The organism is Nonomuraea sp. CA-218870, from assembly GCF_050936535.1.
GTDB lineage: Bacteria > Actinomycetota > Actinomycetes > Streptosporangiales > Streptosporangiaceae > Nonomuraea > Nonomuraea corallina.
Map to the genome: position 1 here is coordinate 1,858,151 of NZ_JBNJMN010000001.1, position 18,621 is coordinate 1,876,771.

At 70.8% G+C, this 18,621-nt stretch carries 15 protein-coding genes; 9 read left to right on the plus strand and 6 right to left on the minus strand.

Features of this window, described 5'->3' with window-relative positions; translation table 11 throughout:
* The first annotated feature begins 42 nt into the window (after positions 1-42).
* Positions 43-2,004 carry an acetoacetate--CoA ligase gene (locus ACQEUU_RS09250; RefSeq protein WP_433062933.1) on the plus strand — a complete coding sequence of 654 codons (1,962 nt, stop codon included), beginning with the start codon at positions 43-45 and terminating at the stop codon, positions 2,002-2,004.
* A gap of 25 nt (positions 2,005-2,029) precedes the next feature.
* On the opposite strand, the gene ACQEUU_RS09255 is transcribed toward ACQEUU_RS09250, so the two are convergent.
* Entirely contained in the window at positions 2,030-2,587 is a 558-nt protein-coding gene (locus ACQEUU_RS09255; protein ID WP_433062935.1) for an NADPH-dependent FMN reductase, read from the minus strand.
* A gap of 11 nt (positions 2,588-2,598) precedes the next feature.
* Entirely contained in the window at positions 2,599-3,495 is an 897-nt protein-coding gene (locus ACQEUU_RS09260) for an NADP-dependent oxidoreductase (RefSeq protein WP_433062938.1), read from the minus strand.
* A gap of 106 nt (positions 3,496-3,601) precedes the next feature.
* On the opposite strand from ACQEUU_RS09260, the gene ACQEUU_RS09265 reads away from it, so the two are divergent.
* Together ACQEUU_RS09265 and ACQEUU_RS09270 are read left to right on the plus strand one after the other, a co-directional pair.
* On the plus strand, positions 3,602-4,549 hold the full coding sequence (locus tag ACQEUU_RS09265; RefSeq protein ID WP_433062940.1) for an AraC family transcriptional regulator: 948 nt from the start codon (positions 3,602-3,604) through the stop codon (positions 4,547-4,549).
* Between the two features lie 108 nt (positions 4,550-4,657).
* Positions 4,658-5,287, plus strand: a complete 630-nt coding sequence (locus ACQEUU_RS09270) for a GNAT family N-acetyltransferase (RefSeq protein WP_433062943.1) — start codon at positions 4,658-4,660, stop codon at positions 5,285-5,287.
* A 3-nt stretch (positions 5,288-5,290) separates the two neighbouring features.
* On the opposite strand, the gene ACQEUU_RS09275 is transcribed toward ACQEUU_RS09270, so the two are convergent.
* From ACQEUU_RS09275 to ACQEUU_RS09290, 4 genes are all read right to left on the minus strand, one after another.
* Entirely contained in the window at positions 5,291-6,772 is a 1,482-nt protein-coding gene (locus ACQEUU_RS09275) for an NADH-ubiquinone oxidoreductase-F iron-sulfur binding region domain-containing protein (RefSeq protein ID WP_433062946.1), read from the minus strand.
* 28 nt (positions 6,773-6,800) lie between these two features.
* Positions 6,801-7,580 carry a hypothetical protein gene (locus ACQEUU_RS09280; protein WP_433062949.1) on the minus strand — a complete coding sequence of 260 codons (780 nt, stop codon included), beginning with the start codon at positions 7,578-7,580 and terminating at the stop codon, positions 6,801-6,803.
* A 77-nt stretch (positions 7,581-7,657) separates the two neighbouring features.
* Entirely contained in the window at positions 7,658-9,142 is a 1,485-nt protein-coding gene (locus ACQEUU_RS09285) for a DUF1996 domain-containing protein (RefSeq protein ID WP_433062952.1), read from the minus strand.
* Entirely contained in the window at positions 9,139-9,771 is a 633-nt protein-coding gene (locus ACQEUU_RS09290) for a DUF4142 domain-containing protein (protein ID WP_433062954.1), read from the minus strand. The genes ACQEUU_RS09285 and ACQEUU_RS09290 overlap by 4 nt, the downstream gene beginning before the upstream one ends.
* Positions 9,772-9,891: 120 nt before the next feature.
* Here ACQEUU_RS09290 and ACQEUU_RS09295 point away from each other — a divergent pair, with 120 nt between their 5' ends.
* The 6 genes from ACQEUU_RS09295 to ACQEUU_RS09320 all read left to right on the plus strand — a co-directional run bounded on the left by ACQEUU_RS09295 (position 9,892) and on the right by ACQEUU_RS09320 (position 18,600).
* A complete protein-coding gene (locus ACQEUU_RS09295) occupies positions 9,892-10,446 on the plus strand; it encodes a sigma-70 family RNA polymerase sigma factor (protein ID WP_433062956.1) in 555 nt (184 codons plus the stop codon).
* Positions 10,446-10,643 carry a zf-HC2 domain-containing protein gene (locus tag ACQEUU_RS09300; protein WP_433062959.1) on the plus strand — a complete coding sequence of 66 codons (198 nt, stop codon included), beginning with the start codon at positions 10,446-10,448 and terminating at the stop codon, positions 10,641-10,643. Before ACQEUU_RS09295 ends, ACQEUU_RS09300 begins: the two co-directional genes overlap by 1 nt.
* A gap of 79 nt (positions 10,644-10,722) precedes the next feature.
* On the plus strand, positions 10,723-11,529 hold the full coding sequence (locus ACQEUU_RS09305) for a tryptophan 2,3-dioxygenase (RefSeq protein ID WP_433062962.1): 807 nt from the start codon (positions 10,723-10,725) through the stop codon (positions 11,527-11,529).
* A 40-nt stretch (positions 11,530-11,569) separates the two neighbouring features.
* Positions 11,570-16,441, plus strand: coding sequence for an NAD-glutamate dehydrogenase (locus ACQEUU_RS09310; protein ID WP_433062965.1), 4,872 nt, complete (start codon positions 11,570-11,572; stop codon positions 16,439-16,441).
* Between the two features lie 234 nt (positions 16,442-16,675).
* Complete coding sequence (locus ACQEUU_RS09315) at positions 16,676-17,263, plus strand: hypothetical protein (protein WP_433062968.1); 588 nt, start codon at positions 16,676-16,678, stop codon at positions 17,261-17,263.
* Positions 17,260-18,600 (plus strand): SRPBCC family protein, encoded by a 1,341-nt coding sequence (locus tag ACQEUU_RS09320; RefSeq protein ID WP_433062971.1) that lies wholly within the window; start codon positions 17,260-17,262, stop codon positions 18,598-18,600. The genes ACQEUU_RS09315 and ACQEUU_RS09320 overlap by 4 nt, the downstream gene beginning before the upstream one ends.
* Positions 18,601-18,621: the final 21 nt, after the last annotated feature.

Here is an 18,621-nt window from a genome sequence, read left to right on the forward strand (position 1 = left end):
GCGGGTATGACTTCCGCCCGAGCTGCCGACAGGATGGGGCACATGGTTGCTGAAGGTGCACTTCTCTGGGAACCGACTGACGAGATCGTGGCCCGGGCCGCGCTGACCCGCTATCTGGAGTGGCTGGGCCGCCCGGGCGCGGCGTACGAAGAGGTGTGGCAGTGGTCGGTCGACCACCCGGCGGAGTTCTGGACGTCGATCTGGGACCACTTCGGCGTGGTCGGGAAGCGTGGTGACGGGCCCGTCATCACTGGGACGATGCCGGACGCCGAATGGTTCACCGGATCCACGGTGAATTACGCGGAGAACGCCCTGCGGCGCGACGCCGGCACCGCCGTGGTGTTCGTCTCCGAGGACGGCGCGCGTCAGGAGATCTCGTACGCGGAGCTGCGCGAGGAGGTCGCCCGGGTCCGCGCCGGCCTGGTGCGGCTGGGGGTCGGGCGCGGCGACCGGGTGGCGGCCTACCTGCCGAACATCCCGCAGGCGCTGGTCGCGTTCCTGGCGACGGCCTCGCTCGGGGCGATCTGGTCGGCCGCCTCGCCCGACTTCGGGGTGCCGAGCGTGGTCGACCGGTTCAAGCAGATCGAGCCCACGGTGCTGATCGCGGTCGACGGCTACCGCTACAACGGCAAGGCCTACGACCGGTCGGCCGCGGTCAACGAGATCGCCGGGGGACTGCCCAGCCTGCGCGCCACCGTGTGGATCCCGTACCTGTCGGCCGCGGAGGAGGGCCGGCCGCCGCAGCGGGGCGAGCCCGCGCCGCCGGTCACGCGCGAGGTCCCGCACGGCGAGGTGATCGGCTGGGAGGGGCTGCGCGCCGAGGAGGGGCCGCTGGAGTTCGAGCCGGTGCCCTTCGGCCACCCGCTGTGGATCCTCTACTCCAGCGGCACCACCGGGCTGCCCAAGCCGATCGTGCACGGCCACGGCGGCGTCGTGCTGGAGCACCTGAAGTCGCTCTCCTTCCACCAGGACCTGGGCGAGGGCGATGTGTTCTTCTGGTACACCACGACCGGCTGGATGATGTGGAACTACCTCGTCGGCGCCCTGCTGGTGGGGGCCACCGCGGTGCTCTACGACGGCGCGGCAGCCCACCCGTCGCCCGCCGCGCTGTGGCGGATCGCCGCCTCCGAGGGGGTGACCTACTTCGGGGTGGGCGCTCCGTACCTGATGGCGTCGATGAAGGCCGGGGTCGTCCCCGAAGGGCTGGAGCGGCTGCGCGGGGTCGGCTCGACCGGGTCGCCGCTGCCGCCGGAGGGGTTCGCCTGGGTGGCCGAGCGACTGCCCGGGGTGCCCGTCGGGTCGTTCTCCGGCGGCACCGACGTCTGCACCGGATTCGTCGGCGCCACCGTGCTCCACCCGATCAGGGCCGGGGTCATCCCGTGCCGGTCGCTGGGGGCGAAGGTGGAGTCCTTCGACCCCACAGGGCGGCCGGTCGTCGGCGAGGTCGGCGAGCTGGTGATCACCGAGCCGATGCCGTCCATGCCGGTCATGTTCTGGAACGACCCCGGCGGCGAGCGCTACCGGGAGAGCTACTTCGACGTCTACCCCGGCGTCTGGCGCCACGGCGACTGGATCAAGCTGAACGACGACGGAAGCTGCGTCATCTACGGCCGCTCCGACTCGACGCTGAACCGGGGCGGCGTCCGGATGGGCACCAGCGAGTTCTACCGGGTCGTGGAGCGGTTCGAGGAGGTGGCCGACAGCCTCGTCATCGACACCGGCCAGCTCGGCCAGGAGGGGCGGCTGCTGCTGTACGTGACGCTCGCCGAGGGGGCCGACATGACCCCCGAGGTCGAGCGGGCGATCCGCGTGGCGCTGCGCGAGGAGCTGTCGCCCCGGCACGTGCCGGACGAGATCCACGCCGTGCCCGGCATCCCGCGCACGCTGTCGGGCAAGAAGCTCGAGGTGCCGGTACGCAAGATCCTGCTCGGCACTCCCGTCGAGCAGGCGGCCAACCCCGACGCCATGGCCAACCCCGAGGTGCTGCGCTACTTCACGCCCTGAGCGGGCTTCACGCCCTGAGCGGGCTTCACACCCTGAGCGGGCGCAGCGCCGTCGCCCAGGAGAGGAGCTGGTCGAGCATGGCCGTGAGCCGTTCCTCGTGCTGCGGGGCCGGCCGCGGCACGCTGAAGTCCTCGAAGTCGGCGTAGATCGACAGTGTGACCTGGGCGGGCACGTCGGCGACCTTGAGCCGGCCGAGCACCTGCCGCAGGTGCTCGGCCGCGCGGGCGCCGCCGTCGACGCCGTAGCTGACGAAGGCCGCCGCCTTGTCGGCCCACTCGGCGAACAGGAAGTCGATGGCGTTCTTCAGCGCCCCCGAGGTCGAGCTGTTGTATTCGGGGGTGACGAAGACGAACCCGTCGAAGGAGGAGATCCGCTCCGACCACGCGGCGGTGTGCTCGCGCGCGTACTGCCCCGTGGCGGCGGGCAGCGGCTCGTCCAGGTGCGGCAGCGCGTAGTCCGCCAGGTCGACCAGCTCGTACTCCGCGTCGCCGCGTTTGACGGCCAGGTCGTGCACCCAGCGGGCGACGCTCTCGCCGACCCTGCCGGGCCTGGTGCTGCCGATGACGATGCCAATCCTGATCATGAACAGGCTCCTCAGAGAGTGATGACGATCTTGCCGCGCGTCTGGCCGGCCTCGGCCCTGCGGTGCAGATCGGCCAGCGCGGTGAGCGGGTGGGTCTCGGCGACCTCGACGACGAGCTCGCCCCGGTCGATCAGCGCGGCCATCGCGGCGAGCTGGGCGGCATCGCCGCGGCTGACGAAATGGCGGGCGTTCGGGGCGTCGATCGGTGTGGCGGCGGTGATGACCAGGTCGCCGAGCGGGGCCAGCGCCGCCGCCTCGGCCTCCGGCACGGCCGCCAGGTTGAGCACCACGTCCATGCCGCCGGGCAGCGGCTCCGCCGTGTAGTCGACGATCGTGTCCGCGCCCAGCCGGGCCACCGCCTCGCGGCTGCGCGGGCTCGCCGTGGCGATCACCTGCGCGCCCGCCCGCTTGGCGAGCTGCACGGCGAACAGGCCGATCCCGCCGCCCGCGCCGTTGACCAGCACCCGCTGCCCCGCCTGGATCCGCGCCTCCTCGTGCACCGCCTGCCAGGCGGTCAGCCCGGCGACGGGGACCGCGGCGGCGTGGGACAGCGGGATGGCGGCCGGCGCCGCCGCCAGGTCGTGCTCGGGCGCCACCGCGTACTCGGCGGCGCTCCCGCTGACCAGGCCGAACACCGCGTCGCCCGGAGCCCAGCGGGTGACGCCAGGGCCGGTCTCGGCGACGGTTCCCGCCAGGTCCCAGCCCAGCGTGTGCGGGAGCGTCACGTCGAGCAGGCCCTTCAGGAAACCCGCCCGCAGGCCCACCTCCGACGGGTTGAACGAGGTGGCCGCCATCCGGACGAGGACCTCGCCGGGTCCCGGTGCGGGTCTCGGGACGTCGTCGAAGCGGATCACGTCGGCGTCGCCGTACTCGTGGATGCGCGCGGCGCGCATCAGGGTCGTGGACACAGGGCCTCCTTTTCGCTGGGAGCAACGCTAGGAGGGCCGGCTGCGCGGTCCAATGTGCCTGTGTCTGTTTTTCATACGCGATCGTCTTGGCGGCTAGACTCGCCGCGTGGACGTTCTCAGTGATGTGATCGCCGGCATGCGGATCGGGCTGCCGCACTCGGTCCGCGTCGCCTGGAGCGCGCCCTGGGGGCAGCGCTTCCCCTCGATGCAGGGCTCCGCCGGGTTCCAGGTGATCCTCCAGGGCTCCTGCTGGCTGCTTCCCGACACGGGTGACCCGATCCAGCTCCACGTCGGCGACGTGCTCTTCGTCCCGCACGGCCGCGGCTACGCGCTGGCCGACTCGCCCTCCACCGACCTCGCCGACAGCCACTGCGAGCCCGACCGGGAGGTCGGGCTGTTCTCCTCCACCTCCGCGGGCGGGTCCGGCGCGGTCACGGTGACGCTCTGCGGCGGCTACCGGCTCGACCAGACCCGCGGCCACCCGATCCTGCGCGAGCTGCCCGACCTGATCCACCTGCCCGCGCGCCTGGGGCAGCAGCGGGAGCTGCGCGCGGCCGTCGACCTGCTCGCCGCCGAGATCGCCGACCCGCGGCTGGGCGCGGACACCGTCGTGGCGTCCCTGCTCGACACCCTGCTCCTCTACATCCTGCGCGCCTACCTGGACCTCGACTTCGAGCACTGCGCGGTCGGCCGCTGGGCCGCCGCTCTGGCCGACCCCGGCATCAGCGCGGCGCTGGAGGCCGTCCACCGCGACCCCGCCCACCCGTGGACGGTCGCCTCGCTCGCCGACCTGGCCGGGCTCTCCCGGGCCGCGTTCGCCCGCCGCTTCGCGCTGCTGGTCGGCCAGCCGCCGCTCGGCTACCTGACGTGGTGGCGGCTCAGCACCGCCTCGCGGCTGCTGCGCACGACGGACGCGCCGCTCAGCGAGGTGGCCCACCGCGTCGGCTACGGCTCGGAGTACGCCTTCGCCAACGCGTTCAAGCGCGAGTTCGGCACGCCTCCGGGCAGGTTCCGCCGCCAGACCTGCTCGCTGTCGCCGGCTCCCGCCCGCTGAGAGCCATCATGAAGGACAGCGGGCGGGGTTTTCTCGGTTTCGCGGTTCATTGACAGTACTGAGAAAAGTGTTCTCTAGTATCGCCTATTGGTGGAAATATGAAGAAGTATGCGCAATTGGCCGTTTTTCCGACTTTCCATCACCACGCCGCGACTCGAACTCCGCTACCCCTCGATTGAGGACCTGGACGAGCTCGCGGACCGGGCGGCCGAAGGCATCCACGAAGCCGGCGTCATGCCGTTCGTGTTCCCCTGGTCCGAGGCGGCCCCGGCCGAGCGGGCCCGCAGCACCGTCCAGTACCACTTCCGCCAGTGGGGTGAGCTGTCCCCGGCCAGGTGGGCGCTCGGCTTCGTGGTGGTCTTCGAAGGCCGGGTCGTCGGCATGCAGGAGCTGTCGGCCCAGGACTTCACCGTCCTGCGCGAGGTGACCTCGGGCTCCTGGCTTGGTCTGCCCTTCCAGGGCAGGGGCATCGGCACCGAGATGCGCGCCGCCGTGCTCCACCTGGCCTTCGCCGGCCTGGGCGCCGCGTACGCGACCACCGGGGCGTTCGAGGACAACCACTCCTCGATCGCGGTGACCAGGAAGCTCGGCTACCACGAGGACGGCATCGCCCTGCACCGGAGGCAGGGCGGGCCGGCCGTCACCCGCAACTTCCGCCTGCCCCGCGGCGACTGGGCCCCGGTGGAGGGGATCGAGATCCACCACCTGGGCCCGTGCCTCCCGCTGCTCGGCCTCTGACGGTCATCCGGCCTCGGCGACCCGGAGGGCCAGCGCCGGGCACATGTCCACCGCCCGGCGGGCCTCCTTGAACATCCAGCCGGGCACCGGCTGGAACGACGGGAACCCGTAGTCGTCCAGCTTCACGAACTCCGGCAGCAGGTGCGCGCAGAGGCCGTGGCCCTGGCAGCGGGTCCAGTCCACGTCCAGGCGGTACTCCGGCTCCTCCTCGCGCTCCGGCAGCGGCAGCACGCCGCGCACCGGCCGCCCGCACGAGCCGTGCTCCAGGTGCAGCGCGACGTCCTCCTCGAACGCGTCCAGCGACGACAGCACGAACCTGGCCGTGCCGTCCGGGTGGAAGCAGGCCCCCCGCCGCTCCACCGCGCGCACCGAGCGGCGCACCGCGTCGATCGAGCCCGTGCCGTCGGTCAGCGCCGTCAGGCCTCTGGCCACGTCCGGCAGGCCGAGCCGGCACGGGCCGCATTGCCCGGACGACTGGGCCGCGAGGTACGCTGCCACCCGGGCCGCCTCGCCGACGGGGCACGTCGAGTCGCCCAGCGGCACCACGATGCCGGCCCCCAGGCTGCCGCCCGCCTCCTTCATCCCCTCGCGGGAGACGATGGCCGACAGGGCGGTGCGGGCGTCCAGCCAGGCGCCGTGGTAGCCGCCGATCAGCACGCCGTCGCCGACCTCCGCCTCGCACACGTCGAGCACGTCGATCAGGCGGGTGCCGGTCGGGACCTCCACCACCGCCGGGTTCGCGGCGCCGCCGCTCACCGTCAGCAGCACGGTCCCGGGCTCCCGGGTGGTGCCGACCTTCGCGTACTGCTCGGGGCCGAGCTCGGCCAGCACCGCGAGCTGCGCGTACGTCTCGGTGTTCGACAACAGCGTGGGCAGGCCGTCCACGCCGCTGGTGCTGGCCCGCCGCTTCCTGCCGGGCGGCACCGGCTCCAGGCCGTTGACGGCGCGCACCAGCGCGCCGCCCTCGCCGGAGATGAACCGCTCCCGCAGGCCGACGACGCGGATCCCGATGCGGCTCTCGGCGGCGCCCGCCACGTTGGCGGCGCGCCGCTCGGCCACGGCGGCGATGATCGACGCCTCGGCCACCTCGCCCGCCACGGTGGCGACCACCACCTCGCGGGCGTTCAGCGCCTCCGCCGCCAGCACGGCGCCGTCCAGCACCAGGTGCGGGTTGCGGACCAGCAGCATCGCGTCCTTGGAACTGGCGGGCTCCCCCTCGGCCCCGTTCACCAGGACCACGCACTCGCCCGAGCGGGCGGCGTCGGCGACCGCCCGCAGCTTGCGTGCGAACGGGAACGCCGCGCCGCCGCGCCCGCGCATGTCCACCTCCTCCACCTGCGCGATGATGTCGTCGAGCGTGCGGGGCACCTGGTCGCCGTGGAGCGTGCGGTGCGCCGGCAGGTCCAGCCTCCTGGTGTGGTCGAGCCCGGCGGTGAGCCGGGCCGGTCCCAGCCGCAGCACGCGCGGCACGGAATGGGGGATCACGGATTCTCCTGGTCGATCACGGTCGGGGTCATCCCGCCTCCCGATACTTCCGCCGGGCCTCGGCGAGGCTCACCGGCGCGTTGACCCCCGTGGGCACCTCGACGGGTGCGTCGCTGACCTCGGGCGCGTCGACCCACTCCGCCGTCTGCGGCGGCCGCAGCGCGGTGGCCAGCAGGCGGACGAGCAGCGCCGACGCGACGGCGGCCAGGCAGGCGATGTACGACCAGGTGACCCAGCTCGCCGCCCACCGGCCCGCGGTCAGCCCGTGCAGGATGGCGACCGGCCAGGCCACGTAGGCGGAGGCGTGCATCAGCCGCCACACCCACGGCCTGCCGGTCACCGCGAACCTCCCCCGTACGATCCCCGTGATCACGACCACGACCATCGCGTCGAAGGCGATCGTCCCGAAGCCGATCCAGATGCCCGCGACGGGGATCACGGCCGCGATCGGCGGGACGTGCAGCAGCGAGATCATGAGCGCTACGTGCGTGAGCAGGAACGCCGTCCCGGCGAACGCGGCGGCCCGGTGCGCGAGCTGCGCGCGGACCCGGTTCGCCGGGGACAGGAAAACGCGTTCGGTGGTGAGCAGCCCCAGGGCGACCGTCGCTGTCAGGGACATCAGCGCCAGCACACCCGCGTAGTACTCGAGGAAGCCCACTCCTCGGCCGAGCATCTCCATGCCGCGGTCCGTCAGTGTCAGAGCGAAGACCGACAGAAGGACCGCGGCGATCGACGTGCTCGCCCCGAGCCGGATGTTCCTGGTGTCCAGCTGGGTCGGGGCGTGCCGGGGGTGTCGTCTGTGGAGCATTCATTCCCTCCAAGGTCGGATGAGGGTGCGACTCGGGAGGGCCTACTCGGCCTCGTTGCCGTTCCCGGGGCCGGAGGTCAGCAACGGCGGCCTCTGTTGATGCAGTTGATGACGGTGGACATGAGCCGCTCCGGCATCACGTTCACGAAGTCGCCGTGGTCGGTGACCGGGTTGTGCAACTGCTCAGGGAAGGCGTCGAGGGCGAACGAGGGACCTCGCGGCGCCGAGTAGGCGAGCGTCATCCGCAGCTGCGGGATCGGCTGGGTGCCCTGCGGGCAGGCGCCGCCCTGGTCGGGGAAGACCACGTGCGTGCGGTGGTTGGCGCTGTCGGTGTTCTGGCCGTCCCAGCAGCTCGGGAAGTCCAGGATGCGCAGCACCTGGCTGCCGCGCGGGCACAGCGGGTACTTGTCGGGGCTGACCCGGTTGGTGAAGCCGCTGCAGGACCAGCCGGCGCGGGCGTTGGCCGGGCCGTTGGTCGCGGCCTTGGCGTCACCGGTGATGAGCCGCAGGAAGCGCGGCATCGCCACGACCCGCGCGGTCGCGTTGCCGCGGAACTGCAGGATCACCGCCCGTGGACGGAGCACCTGGCCGACGTTGCGATCCGGGTCGTCGACGTTCTCGTCGACCAGGCGGTTGCGCAGGACCGGCCAGAAGTACGTGGACTTGTCGCCCAGGCGGCACGTGGTGCCCGCGGCTTCCAGGCTCTCGTCGGTCGAGAAGGCGTCTGCCGACAGGTTGCCCACGTAGTCGTGCAGGTGGTGTGCTCCATTGCGCACTCCGGGAGCGACGATGAAGTTGTCCGGGTTGTTGTGGCCCTCGCCGTTCGTGCCGCAGCGGGAGACGAACGTGCCGCGGGAGCCGCCGCGGCCGATGCGGGCGTCGAGCCGCCTGGCCGGGATCTGCCTGATGTCCACGAAGTCGCTCACGAACGGGCCGATGTCGTCGCAGTCGCTCTCGTTCCCGGTGGGCGAGGGCGAGGGCGACGCGGTGCCCGACGGCCGCCGGCTCGGCGTGGGACGGTTCCTGGAGCGGTCGCCGTCGCGCCGGCCGAAGGTCTCGGCCGACGCCTCGGGGTCAGCCTCGGGGTCCGCCACGGGGTCCGCGTCGGGGTCCGCTACGGGGTCACGGACCAGTGCGCCGCCCTGGTTCTGATCCTGGCCGTTCCGGTCCTGCTGGTCCTGCTGGTCCTGTTGAGCCCCCTGGTCCTGGTCCTGCCGGCCGTCCTGGTTCTGGTTCTCCTGGTCCTGCTGGGCGCCCTGGTCCTGGTCCTGGTCCTGGTCCTGGTTCCGGTTCTCCTGATCCCGCGGGGCCTCGTCCTGCTGCTGGGGCTGGTCCTGGGGCTGGTCCTGGGGCTGGTCCTGGGGCTGGTCCTGGGGCTGGTCCTGGGGTTGTTCCTCGGGTTGTTCCTGCTCCTGCTGCTGCCCCTGCTGCGGGGGACGCTGTTCGGTGATCTCGCAGTCGGCGAAGGCGGGCTGGGCGCCGCCGACGACCGCCGCGGACACCAGCCCGCCGGCCACCACCGCTAAGGCAGACATGGCCGCGGCCATGCGTCTGGATCTCATGGTTGTCTCCTCGGGTCGACCGCCGCTGGGGCGGGTGCTGCGGGTGAGGGCGTCGGCGGTTCCGGCAGCTCGTCGTAGTTGACCAGTCCGGTGGACTCCAGCAGCGTCATGTGCCGCATGACCACGGTCACGGCCGTCCCGGCGAACTTCCTGATCACGGAGTTGCGCGTGCCCGCCCTCACGTTCGCCACGACGGCGAACACCTTGCCGTGCGCCGCGCGCAGCAGCCTGGCGAAGTCCCGGTCGAACGCCGGACCGGTCTCGGCGGCCAGTTGCGCCATCCACCGTTGCTGGTCCGGGCTCGGCCGGTCGGGCAGCGGCACGTCGAGCTGCGCCGCCACCCGGCGTACCTGGGCGTCGAGTTTCGTGTGGTCCTCCACGAGATGCGCCCCGACGTCCTTGACCCGCGCGGAGTCCGCGCGGACCTGCGCCCACTGGCCGACGGGGATCTCCCAGAGGCCCGCTTGCCGCACCTTGACGAGGAAGTCGCGGTCCGCGGGCCCGAGCGGGCCCGAGGACGTCTGCGTCACCTCGGTGAGCACGGCCGTGTTCGCCTGCGGCATGACCAGGAGGATGGTGACCGCTGCCGCGAGTGCGAAGCCGCCGAACATCACTACTTCGCCACGCAAAAGCCTGTGCATGGTGGGAGGTACGCGGCCTTATCACGGCCGGTTCACCCATCCTGAGGAATAGTCAGAAATGACCGGAGTTATCGGAGTGGCTACCGGACTGATAACGAAGGTGTAAAGATGTGCCCCGTGCTGAGTCACCTCGACGGCAGGTTCGAGAGTGCTGATGCCGAGGCGGAGCACCGCATCGCGGTGCTGTACCAGGAGTTCGGCGGCCCTCTACTGCGCCACGTACGCAAGTCGACCGGTAACGATCTGCAATGGGCTGAGGATGTGGTGCAGGAGACGCTCGTCCGAGCCTGGCGCAACTCGGCCAGACTGCAATGGGAACCGGGCCTCCTCTGGGCGTGGCTGCTCACGGTGGCCCGCCGCATTGTCATCGACGGACGTCGGCGAAAGAGCGTTCGGCCCCATGAGGTCGAGCCTCCGGAAGTCGACATGATGGCGGTGCCCGACGGCTCCGAGAGAGCGCTGTCCGCGATCGTCGTGGCGGACGCTCTGCGCAGCCTGTCGGATGAACACCGCGAAGTTATTGAGCAGACCTACCTACGGGACCGTACGATAAGTGAAGCGGCGGAGATTCTGGGGATCCCGCCGGGCACGGTGAAGTCCCGGCTCTACTACGGCATCCGGGCTCTCCGCGAACTTCTGCGGGACAAGGGGGTAGCCGGCTGATGCATGACGGGGTGGCCGCCTACGTCCTCGGTGTGCTCGATGATTCGGAGCACGAGGCGTTCGAACGCCACCTCGACGTGTGTGAGCAGTGCCAGGCCGAGCTCATGGAGCTCTCCGAAGTGCCGGAGAAGCTCGACGAGCTCAAGCAGGCGCCCTCCGCATCAGAGGACGACCCGCCGATGTCGATGTCACGTTGACGTCTTTGCCCTTTTCGGGTGATATCGGTACGGCGAGGCGTTCGCCCGGCTTTCACCGGGGATGTGGGGGAGGTGTGCGGTGGGCATCGACGATGATGCGGCCGTCCCTCGCGACAGGCAGTTCGGTGAGGAGGGCCGCCGGGTTTCCTACGGCGGCTATCTCCGCTTGCCGGCCCTGCTCGCGCAACAGCAGCCGCAGTCGGAAGCGCCCGACGAGCTGCTGTTCATCACCGTTCACCAGGTCTACGAGCTCTGGTTCAAACTGCTGCTGCACGAGCTGGAGAACGTCCGCGACGCGATGTTCGCCGGTGAGCTGTGGCAGGCCAGGCATCTGTTCCGGCGCGTCCACGCGGTGGAACGGGTGCTGGTCGGGCAGGTCGAGGTCCTGGAGACGATGACGCCCCAGGACTTCCTGGCCTTCCGGGCCAAGCTCGCGCCGGCCAGCGGCTTCCAGTCCGTGCAGTTCCGCGAGCTGGAGTTCCTGTCCGGGGTGAAGGACGCACGCTACCTCGACCGGCTCAAGGACGCCGGCGACGAGGAACGCCTGCGGCTGCGCCGCCGCCTCGGCGAGCCCACCCTCTGGGACGCGTACGTCGCCGCGCTCTCCCGGCGGGGGCTGCCGGTCTCCGACGACGAGGAGATCAGGGAGTCGCTGCTGACCGTCGCCAGGGACCGCAGGTCCCACGACGATCTGTGGCAGCTGGCCGAGGATCTGCTCACCCACGACGAGACCACCGCCCTGTGGCGGATGCGGCACGTCCAGATGGTGGAGCGGCAGATCGGCACCAAGTCGGGCACTGGCGGCTCGACGGGTGCCCCTTATCTGCGCAGTCGTACTCAAATGCACTACTTCCCGCTGTTGTGGGAACTCAGAGCCTGGCTGTGAATGTGCCATGGCGAACCCTCACAAAGGAGTGAGAGCGAAAATGCCGCTCGACGAGGCCAAGGATGAGCTGCTCCAGAGAGCCGCGCGACAGTGCGCGGTGGGCGGCGACCATGTGAGCCCCGAGGAGGCACTGTCCTTCCTGCGCGTCTACTACCGGCACGTGGCCCCGGAAGACCTGCTCGACCGCAATCCGGTGGACGTGTACGGACCGGCGATGTCGCAGCGGCAGCTGGCCGAGACGCGCCCGCAGGGCAGGCCGGTCGTCCGGGCCTTCACCCCCACCCTCGACGAGAACGGCTGGGACCCCGGCCACTCGGTGGTCGAGGTGGTCACCGACGACATGCCGTTCCTGGTCGACTCGGTCACGATGGAGCTCGACCGGCACGGCATCGGCGTCCACCTCGTGGTCCACCCGCAGATCCGGGTCCGGCGCGACATGACCGGCAAGATGCTCGGCGGCGGCGAGGAGGACGTCACCGGGCAGATCCTGGCCGAGTCGTGGATGCACATCGAGATCGACCGCCTGTCCGACGCCGGGACGCTGAAGGACCTGGAGACCGACCTGCTGCGGGTGCTCACCGACGTACGCCACGCGGTCGAGGACTTCCGCAAGATGCGCGCGCTGGCCGTGCAGACCGCGGAGGACCTGTCGGTCAACCCGCCGCCGCTGCCGCCCGCCGAGGTCGAGGACAGCCTCGACCTGCTGCGCTGGCTCGCCGACGGGCACTTCACGTTCCTCGGCTACCGCGAGTACCGGCTGGAGAGCGGCGAGGAGGGCGAGACGCTGCGCGCCCTGCCTGGAGCAGCGCTCGGCATCCTGCGCGACGACAAGGTCCACTCCGACAGCTTCTCCTCGCTCCCCGCCGAACTGCGCGCCAGGGCCCGCGAGAAGCAGCTGCTCATCATCACCAAGGCCAACTCCCGCGCCACCGTGCACCGCGCCGCCTACCTGGACTACATCGGCGTCAAGCTCTTCTCGCCCGAGGGCGAGGTCATCGGCGAGCGCCGCTTCCTCGGCCTGTTCACGCACGTCGCGTACAGCGAGTCGATCTCCCGCATCCCGGTGCTGCGCCGCAAGCTGGCGGCGGTGATCGAGGCCGCCGGCCTGACCCCGGAGAGCCACGACGGCAAGGACCTCATCGAGATCCTGGAGACCTTCCCCCGCGACGAGCTGTTCCAGACCTCGGTCGAACAGCTGCTGCCGATCGCCCTCGGCGTGCTGCGGCTGCGCGAGCGCAAGCAGGTCAAGCTGTTCCTGCGGCGCGACGACTACGGCCGCTACATCTCCTGCCTGATCTACCTCCCGCGCGACCGCTACACCACCAAGGTCCGCCTGCAGATGCAGGACCTGCTGCTCAAGGCGCTGGGCGGCCACGGGCTCGACTACAGCGCGATGATCGGCGAATCCGCCCTGGCCCGGCTGCACGTGGTGATCCGCGGCGAGCGCGGCAAGCAGCTCCCGCCGCCCGGCGTGAACGTCGAGGAACTGGAGGCGCGGCTGGCCGCGATCACCCGCTCCTGGGAGGACGACCTGGGCGCGGCCATCGCCGGGATGGTCTCCGACGAGGAGGCGCCGGAGCTGATCAGGCGCTACCACACCGCGTTCCCCGAGGCGTACAAGGTCGACTTCCCGCCCAAGATAGCCGTGGTCGACCTGCGCCGGCTGGAGCAGCTCGACGGCGCGGGCGACGACCGGATCGACCTCAACCTGTACGAGCCGTACGACGCGGCCGAGGGGGAGCGGCGGCTCAAGATCTACCGGCTCGGGTCGCCCATCTCGCTGTCGAAGATGCTGCCGCTGCTCCAACGGCTCGGGGTCGAGGTGGTCGACGAGCGCCCGTACGAGGTCGACAGGGACAACAACCCCGCCACCAAGAACGCCTGGATCTACGACTTCGGGCTGCGCTACACGCCGTCGCCCGAGGTCGAGCGGGACGACTTCAAGCAGCTCTTCCAGGACGGGCTGATGGCGCTCTGGCACAGGGTGGTCCCGGCCGACGACTTCAACGCGCTCATCCTCAAGGCCGGGCTGACCTCGCAGCAGGTGGAGATCCTGCGGGTGTACGCCAAGTACCTGCACCAGGCCGGCAGCGCCTTCTCGCAGCGCTACATCGAGCAGGTCCTGCTCGGCAACGTGCGGCTGTCCCGGCTGCTGGTGCGGCTGTTCGAGGCCAGGCTGGACCCGCGCCGCCCCGACGAGGCGCGCGAGGAGCTGACGGGGGCGCTGAAGGAGGAGATCCTGGGGGCGCTGGACGAGGTGGCCTCGCTGGACCAGGACCGGATCCTGCGCGCCTACCTGGAGATGATCGAGGCGACCCTCCGGACGAACTACTTCCAGCGCGTCGACGGCGCACGCAAGCCGTACATCTCGCTGAAGTTCGACCCGCAGGCGATCAGCGTGCTGCCGTTGCCGCGGCCGAAGTACGAGATCTTCGTGTACTCCCCCCGGGTGGAGGGCGTCCACCTGCGTTTCGGCAAGGTCGCCCGGGGCGGGCTGCGCTGGTCGGACCGGATGGAGGACTTCCGCACGGAGATCCTCGGCCTGGTCAAGGCCCAGATGGTGAAGAACACCGTCATCGTGCCCACGGGTTCCAAAGGCGGATTCGTCGTCAAGCGCCCGCCCGAGTCCGCCTCCCGGGAAGAGCTCCTGGCCGAGGGCGTCGCGTGCTACCGGATGTTCATCTCCGGCCTGCTCGACCTCACCGACAATCTCGTCGACGGCAAGGTCGTGCCGCCGCCCGACACGGTCAGGCACGACGGCGACGACACGTACCTGGTGGTCGCCGCCGACAAGGGCACCGCGACGTTCTCCGACATCGCCAACGAGGTCGCCCGGGAGTACGGGTTCTGGCTCGGCGACGCGTTCGCCTCCGGCGGCTCCATCGGGTACGACCACAAGGCCATGGGCATCACCGCCCGCGGCGCCTGGGAGTCGGTCAAGTACCACTTCCGCACCATGGGCGTGGACGTGCAGACCACCGACTTCACCGTGGCCGGCATCGGCGACATGTCGGGCGACGTGTTCGGCAACGGCATGCTGCTGTCGCGGCACATCCGGCTCGTGGCCGCCTTCGACCACCGCCACATCTTCATCGACCCCACCCCCGACGCGGCCCGCTCCCACGCCGAGCGGCAGCGCCTGTTCGAGCTGCCGCGCAGCTCCTGGGCCGACTACGACACCTCCCTGATCTCCAAGGGCGGCGGCGTGTTCCCCCGTACCGCCAAGTCCGTCCAGCTCACCCCGCAGATCCGCGACGCGCTCGGCCTGCCGGGCGAGGTGGCCTCGCTGGCGCCCAACGACCTGATCAGCGCCATCCTGCGCGCGCCCGTCGACCTGCTGTGGAACGGCGGCATCGGCACCTACGTGAAGGCCGCGGCCGAGTCCCACGCCGACGTCGGCGACAAGGCCAACGACCCGGTCCGGGTCGACGCCGCGGACCTGCGCTGCAAGGTCGTCGGCGAGGGCGGCAACCTCGGCCTCACCCAGCTCGCCCGCATCGAGTTCGCGCTGAACGGCGGCCTCGTCAACACCGACTTCATCGACAACTCGGCCGGCGTCGACACCTCCGACCACGAGGTCAACATCAAGATCCTGCTCGACCAGGTGGTCCGCGACGGCGAGCTGACCGACAAGCAGCGCAACCAGCTCTTCACCTCGATGACAGACGAGGTGGCCCAGCTGGTGCTGCGCGACAACTACGCGCAGAACGTCGTCCTGGCCGCCGCCCGCGCCCAGGCCGTCGAGATGCTCCACATCCACGCCCGCTACCTGCGCCGCCTGGAACGTGACGGGCAGGTCAACCGCAAGCTGGAGTTCCTGCCCTCGGACAAGGCGCTCGCCGAGCGCCGCCAGGCCAGGCTCGGGCTGACCGCGCCCGAGTTCTCCGTGCTGCTCGCCTACACCAAGCTCGTCGCCGACGCCGACCTGCTCGGCACCGACCTACCCGACGACCCGTACCTCGCGCCCCGGCTCGTCACGTACTTCCCGTCGGCGCTGCGCGAGCGGTTCCGGCCGTACATGGACGCGCACCCGCTGCGGCGCGAGATCATCGTCACCGGCATCGTGAACGACCTGGTCAACTCCATGGGGACCACGTTCCTGTTCCGGGTACGCGAGGAGACCGGCGCCTCCATGCCCGACATCGTCCGCGCCTTCCTCGTCACCCGGGAGGTCTTCGACCTGGCCAGCTTCCACCGCATGGTGGAGTCGCTGGACAACGAGATCGACACGGCCACGCAGCTCGCCATGCTGCTGGAAGCCCGCAAGCTGGGCGAGCGCGGCACCCGATGGCTGCTCACCAACCGCCGCCCGCCGCTCGACCTGGCGGGCTCCGCCGGCTTCTTCGTCAAGGGCGTCAACGGCCTGCTCGGTCACCTGCCGAAGCTCCTCACCGGGCCCGACCTGGCCGCCTTCGAGGACCGGCGCGACTCCTTCGTGGCCCGGGGGGTGCCCGCCGACCTGGCCGAGCGGGTCGCCGCCATGGTGCCCGCGTACTCCACGTTCGACCTGGTCGAGATCTCCTCGCTCACCGGCCGCCCGGTCAACGAGGTCGCCGAGGTCTACTTCGACCTGGCGGACCGCCTCCAGTTGGCCCGTCTGAGGGAACGCGTCATCGCCCTGCCCCGCGACAACCGGTGGAACGCGATGGCCCGCGCCGCCCTGCGCGACGACCTCTACGCCGCCCACGCCGCGCTCACCCGTGACGTACTGGCCCACAGCGCCCCCGGGCTGCCCCCGGAGGAGCGGCTGGCCCGGTGGGTGGAGGCCAACTCGGCGGCGGTCCGGCGCAGCAGGCAGACGCTCTCCGAGATCTGGGAGAGCGACAACTTCGACCTGGCGACGCTTTCGGTGGCGCTGCGCGCGATCCGCACCCTGGTGTCCTCCACCAGCCTCCCGCATACGGAGGCATGACCCAGGCGTCCGGGGCGGCACCCTTCAGGGGGTGCCGCCCCGGCGCTTTTCCCCTTCCGATCCGCTTCCGCGCCTCGAACGTCAAGTCTGTTCCACGTTTTCCGTTATGTGGTCCTTTATCCGTTTTCGGGGTAGGGCACGCCGCGGCGAGCAGGCGCTGACACGTTCGGGTCTGTCCGCCTGTACGGCACCAGTACGGGGCGAGATGGGAGCGAACCGGAAGGAGCGCTGATCATGTCGGACAAATTGCAGGTGGCCTTCGCCGTACTCGCCGGCTACTTCCTCGGAAGGCGCCGCAAGTTCCGCACGGCGGCGGCGCTGGCGGCGGCGGGGCTGGCGGGACGGGCGAGCTCCGGTGAGGGCGGATCGCTCGCGCAGGGCGTCAAGGCTCTCGGCTCCACCACGGAGGTCCAGCAGCTCACCGACCGCCTTCGCGGCGAACTCGTGGAGATCGGCAAGCAGGCCGTCGTCACCGCGGCGACCAGGCAGATCGACTCCCTGAGCGAGAGGCTGCAGGAACGCGCGGCAGGCCGTCACGGCACCCGGGCCGAGCAGGAGGAGCCCGGCGGCGAAGAGGACTACGAGGAAGAGGACTACGAGGAAGAGGGCACCGAGGAGCAGGGCGCAGAGGAGGGCGCCGAGGAAGAAGGCACTGAGGAAGAGGGCGCCGAAGAGGGCGCCGAGGAAGAAGGCGCCGAGAAGGCGGCCGAGCGACCGGCGCGGCCCAAGAGAAGGCCGGCGCGAACCGAGGAGCGGCCCGAGCGCGGTAAGGCACAGCGGCGTACGCGTACCGCAAGGCAGGCCGCCCAGTCACGGGGGTGACTGAAGTGACCGAGACGGTGACGAAGACGGCGAAGAAGGCCCGCGATACCGGCGAAGCCGCGACGCGAACGGCTCAGGACCGGACGGAGGACGTCGCGGGGAAGGCGGGCGAGGCCGGCAAGGGAGTCGCAGGCAACCTGCCGATGAGCCGGCTGGCGCAGTCCGCTCAGGGGCTGGCGCAGGCGGCGGGGGCGCGCGTGCTGTCCTCCGTCGGGGACAAGGTCGACGGCCTGACCGGCCGGCTCACCGAGTACGTGGAACACGGCGGCAAGGGTTTGGTGAGCGCGGTGACAGGCTCCGACAAAGCGGGCGGCGGTTTCCTGGGCGGAGCCCTGAAAGGAGGGCTCAAGGGCGTGATGCAGAAGGTCACTGGCGGTGGTGGCGGTAAAGGCGGCGGCAGCGGCCACGAGAAGGTCACCAACATCGTGGAGTCGATCGACATCGGGGCGCCCCGGCGCCTGGTGTACGACCAGTGGACCCAGTTCCAGGACTTCCCGACGTTCATGAAGAAGGTCGAGACGGTCAAGCAGGACGCGGACGAGGAGCTTACCTGGAAGACCCAGGTCTTCATGTCCCACCGGACCTGGAAGGCCCACATCGTCGAGCAGGTCCCCGACCAGCGGGTCATCTGGCGCTCGGAGGCCGAGAAGGGCCGCGTCGACGGCGCGGTGACCTTCCACGAGCTCACACCCGACCTGACCCGGGTGCTCGTGGTGCTGGAGTACCACCCGCAGGGCTTCTTCGAGCGGACCGGCAACCTGTGGCGTGCGCAGGGGCGTCGGGTGCGGTTGGAGCTCAAGCACTTCCGGCGGCACGTGATGTCCCACGTCCTGCTGAATCCCGACGAGCTGGAGGGTTGGCGCGGCGAGATCCGCGACAGCGAGGTCGTCAAGGATCAGGAGACCGCCCTCAAGGAGGAACAGGGCGAAGAGGGCCCAGAGGAAGAGGAGCCCGAAGAGGGCGAGACGGCGGAAGCGGAAGAGCCTGAGGACGAGGGAGAAGGGGAAGCCGAGGAAGAGCCCGAGGAGGAGGAAGAGGAGCCCGAGGAAGAAGAGGAGCCTGCCGGAGAGGAAGCCGTAGCCGAGGAGGAGGAAGAGGAGGAGCCGGAAGAGCCGGAGGAGCCCGAGGCGGCGGCACCCGAGGAGGACGAGGAAGCCGAGGAGGAAGAAGAGGAAGAGAAGGCGGAGCCCGAAGAGGAGCCCGAAGAGGAGTCCGAGGAGGAAGGGGAGCCTGCGGAGGAGCCGGCCCCGGCCACCGCGCGGCATCGGGCCGGAAAGCGCAGACGCCCGGCCGAGATCGAGCGGCCCGTCCGCCGGCGCAAGGTCCGAGCCCAGTAACGACCACCCGTCAAGGCCGGT

Excerpts from the sequence above, each read along its gene's own strand:
- ACQEUU_RS09250 (WP_433062933.1), top strand. The coding sequence starts at position 43 with ATGGTTGCTGAAGGTGCACTTCTCTGGGAACCGACTGACGAGATCGTG.
- ACQEUU_RS09255 (WP_433062935.1), bottom strand. The coding sequence starts at position 2,587 with ATGATCAGGATTGGCATCGTCATCGGCAGCACCAGGCCCGGCAGGGTC.
- ACQEUU_RS09270 (WP_433062943.1), top strand. The coding sequence starts at position 4,658 with ATGCGCAATTGGCCGTTTTTCCGACTTTCCATCACCACGCCGCGACTC.
- ACQEUU_RS09280 (WP_433062949.1), bottom strand. The coding sequence starts at position 7,580 with ATGCTCCACAGACGACACCCCCGGCACGCCCCGACCCAGCTGGACACC.
- ACQEUU_RS09285 (WP_433062952.1), bottom strand. The coding sequence starts at position 9,142 with ATGAGATCCAGACGCATGGCCGCGGCCATGTCTGCCTTAGCGGTGGTG.
- ACQEUU_RS09295 (WP_433062956.1), top strand. The coding sequence starts at position 9,892 with ATGTGCCCCGTGCTGAGTCACCTCGACGGCAGGTTCGAGAGTGCTGAT.
- ACQEUU_RS09300 (WP_433062959.1), top strand. The coding sequence starts at position 10,446 with ATGCATGACGGGGTGGCCGCCTACGTCCTCGGTGTGCTCGATGATTCG.
- ACQEUU_RS09310 (WP_433062965.1), top strand. The coding sequence starts at position 11,570 with ATGCCGCTCGACGAGGCCAAGGATGAGCTGCTCCAGAGAGCCGCGCGA.
- ACQEUU_RS09315 (WP_433062968.1), top strand. The coding sequence starts at position 16,676 with ATGTCGGACAAATTGCAGGTGGCCTTCGCCGTACTCGCCGGCTACTTC.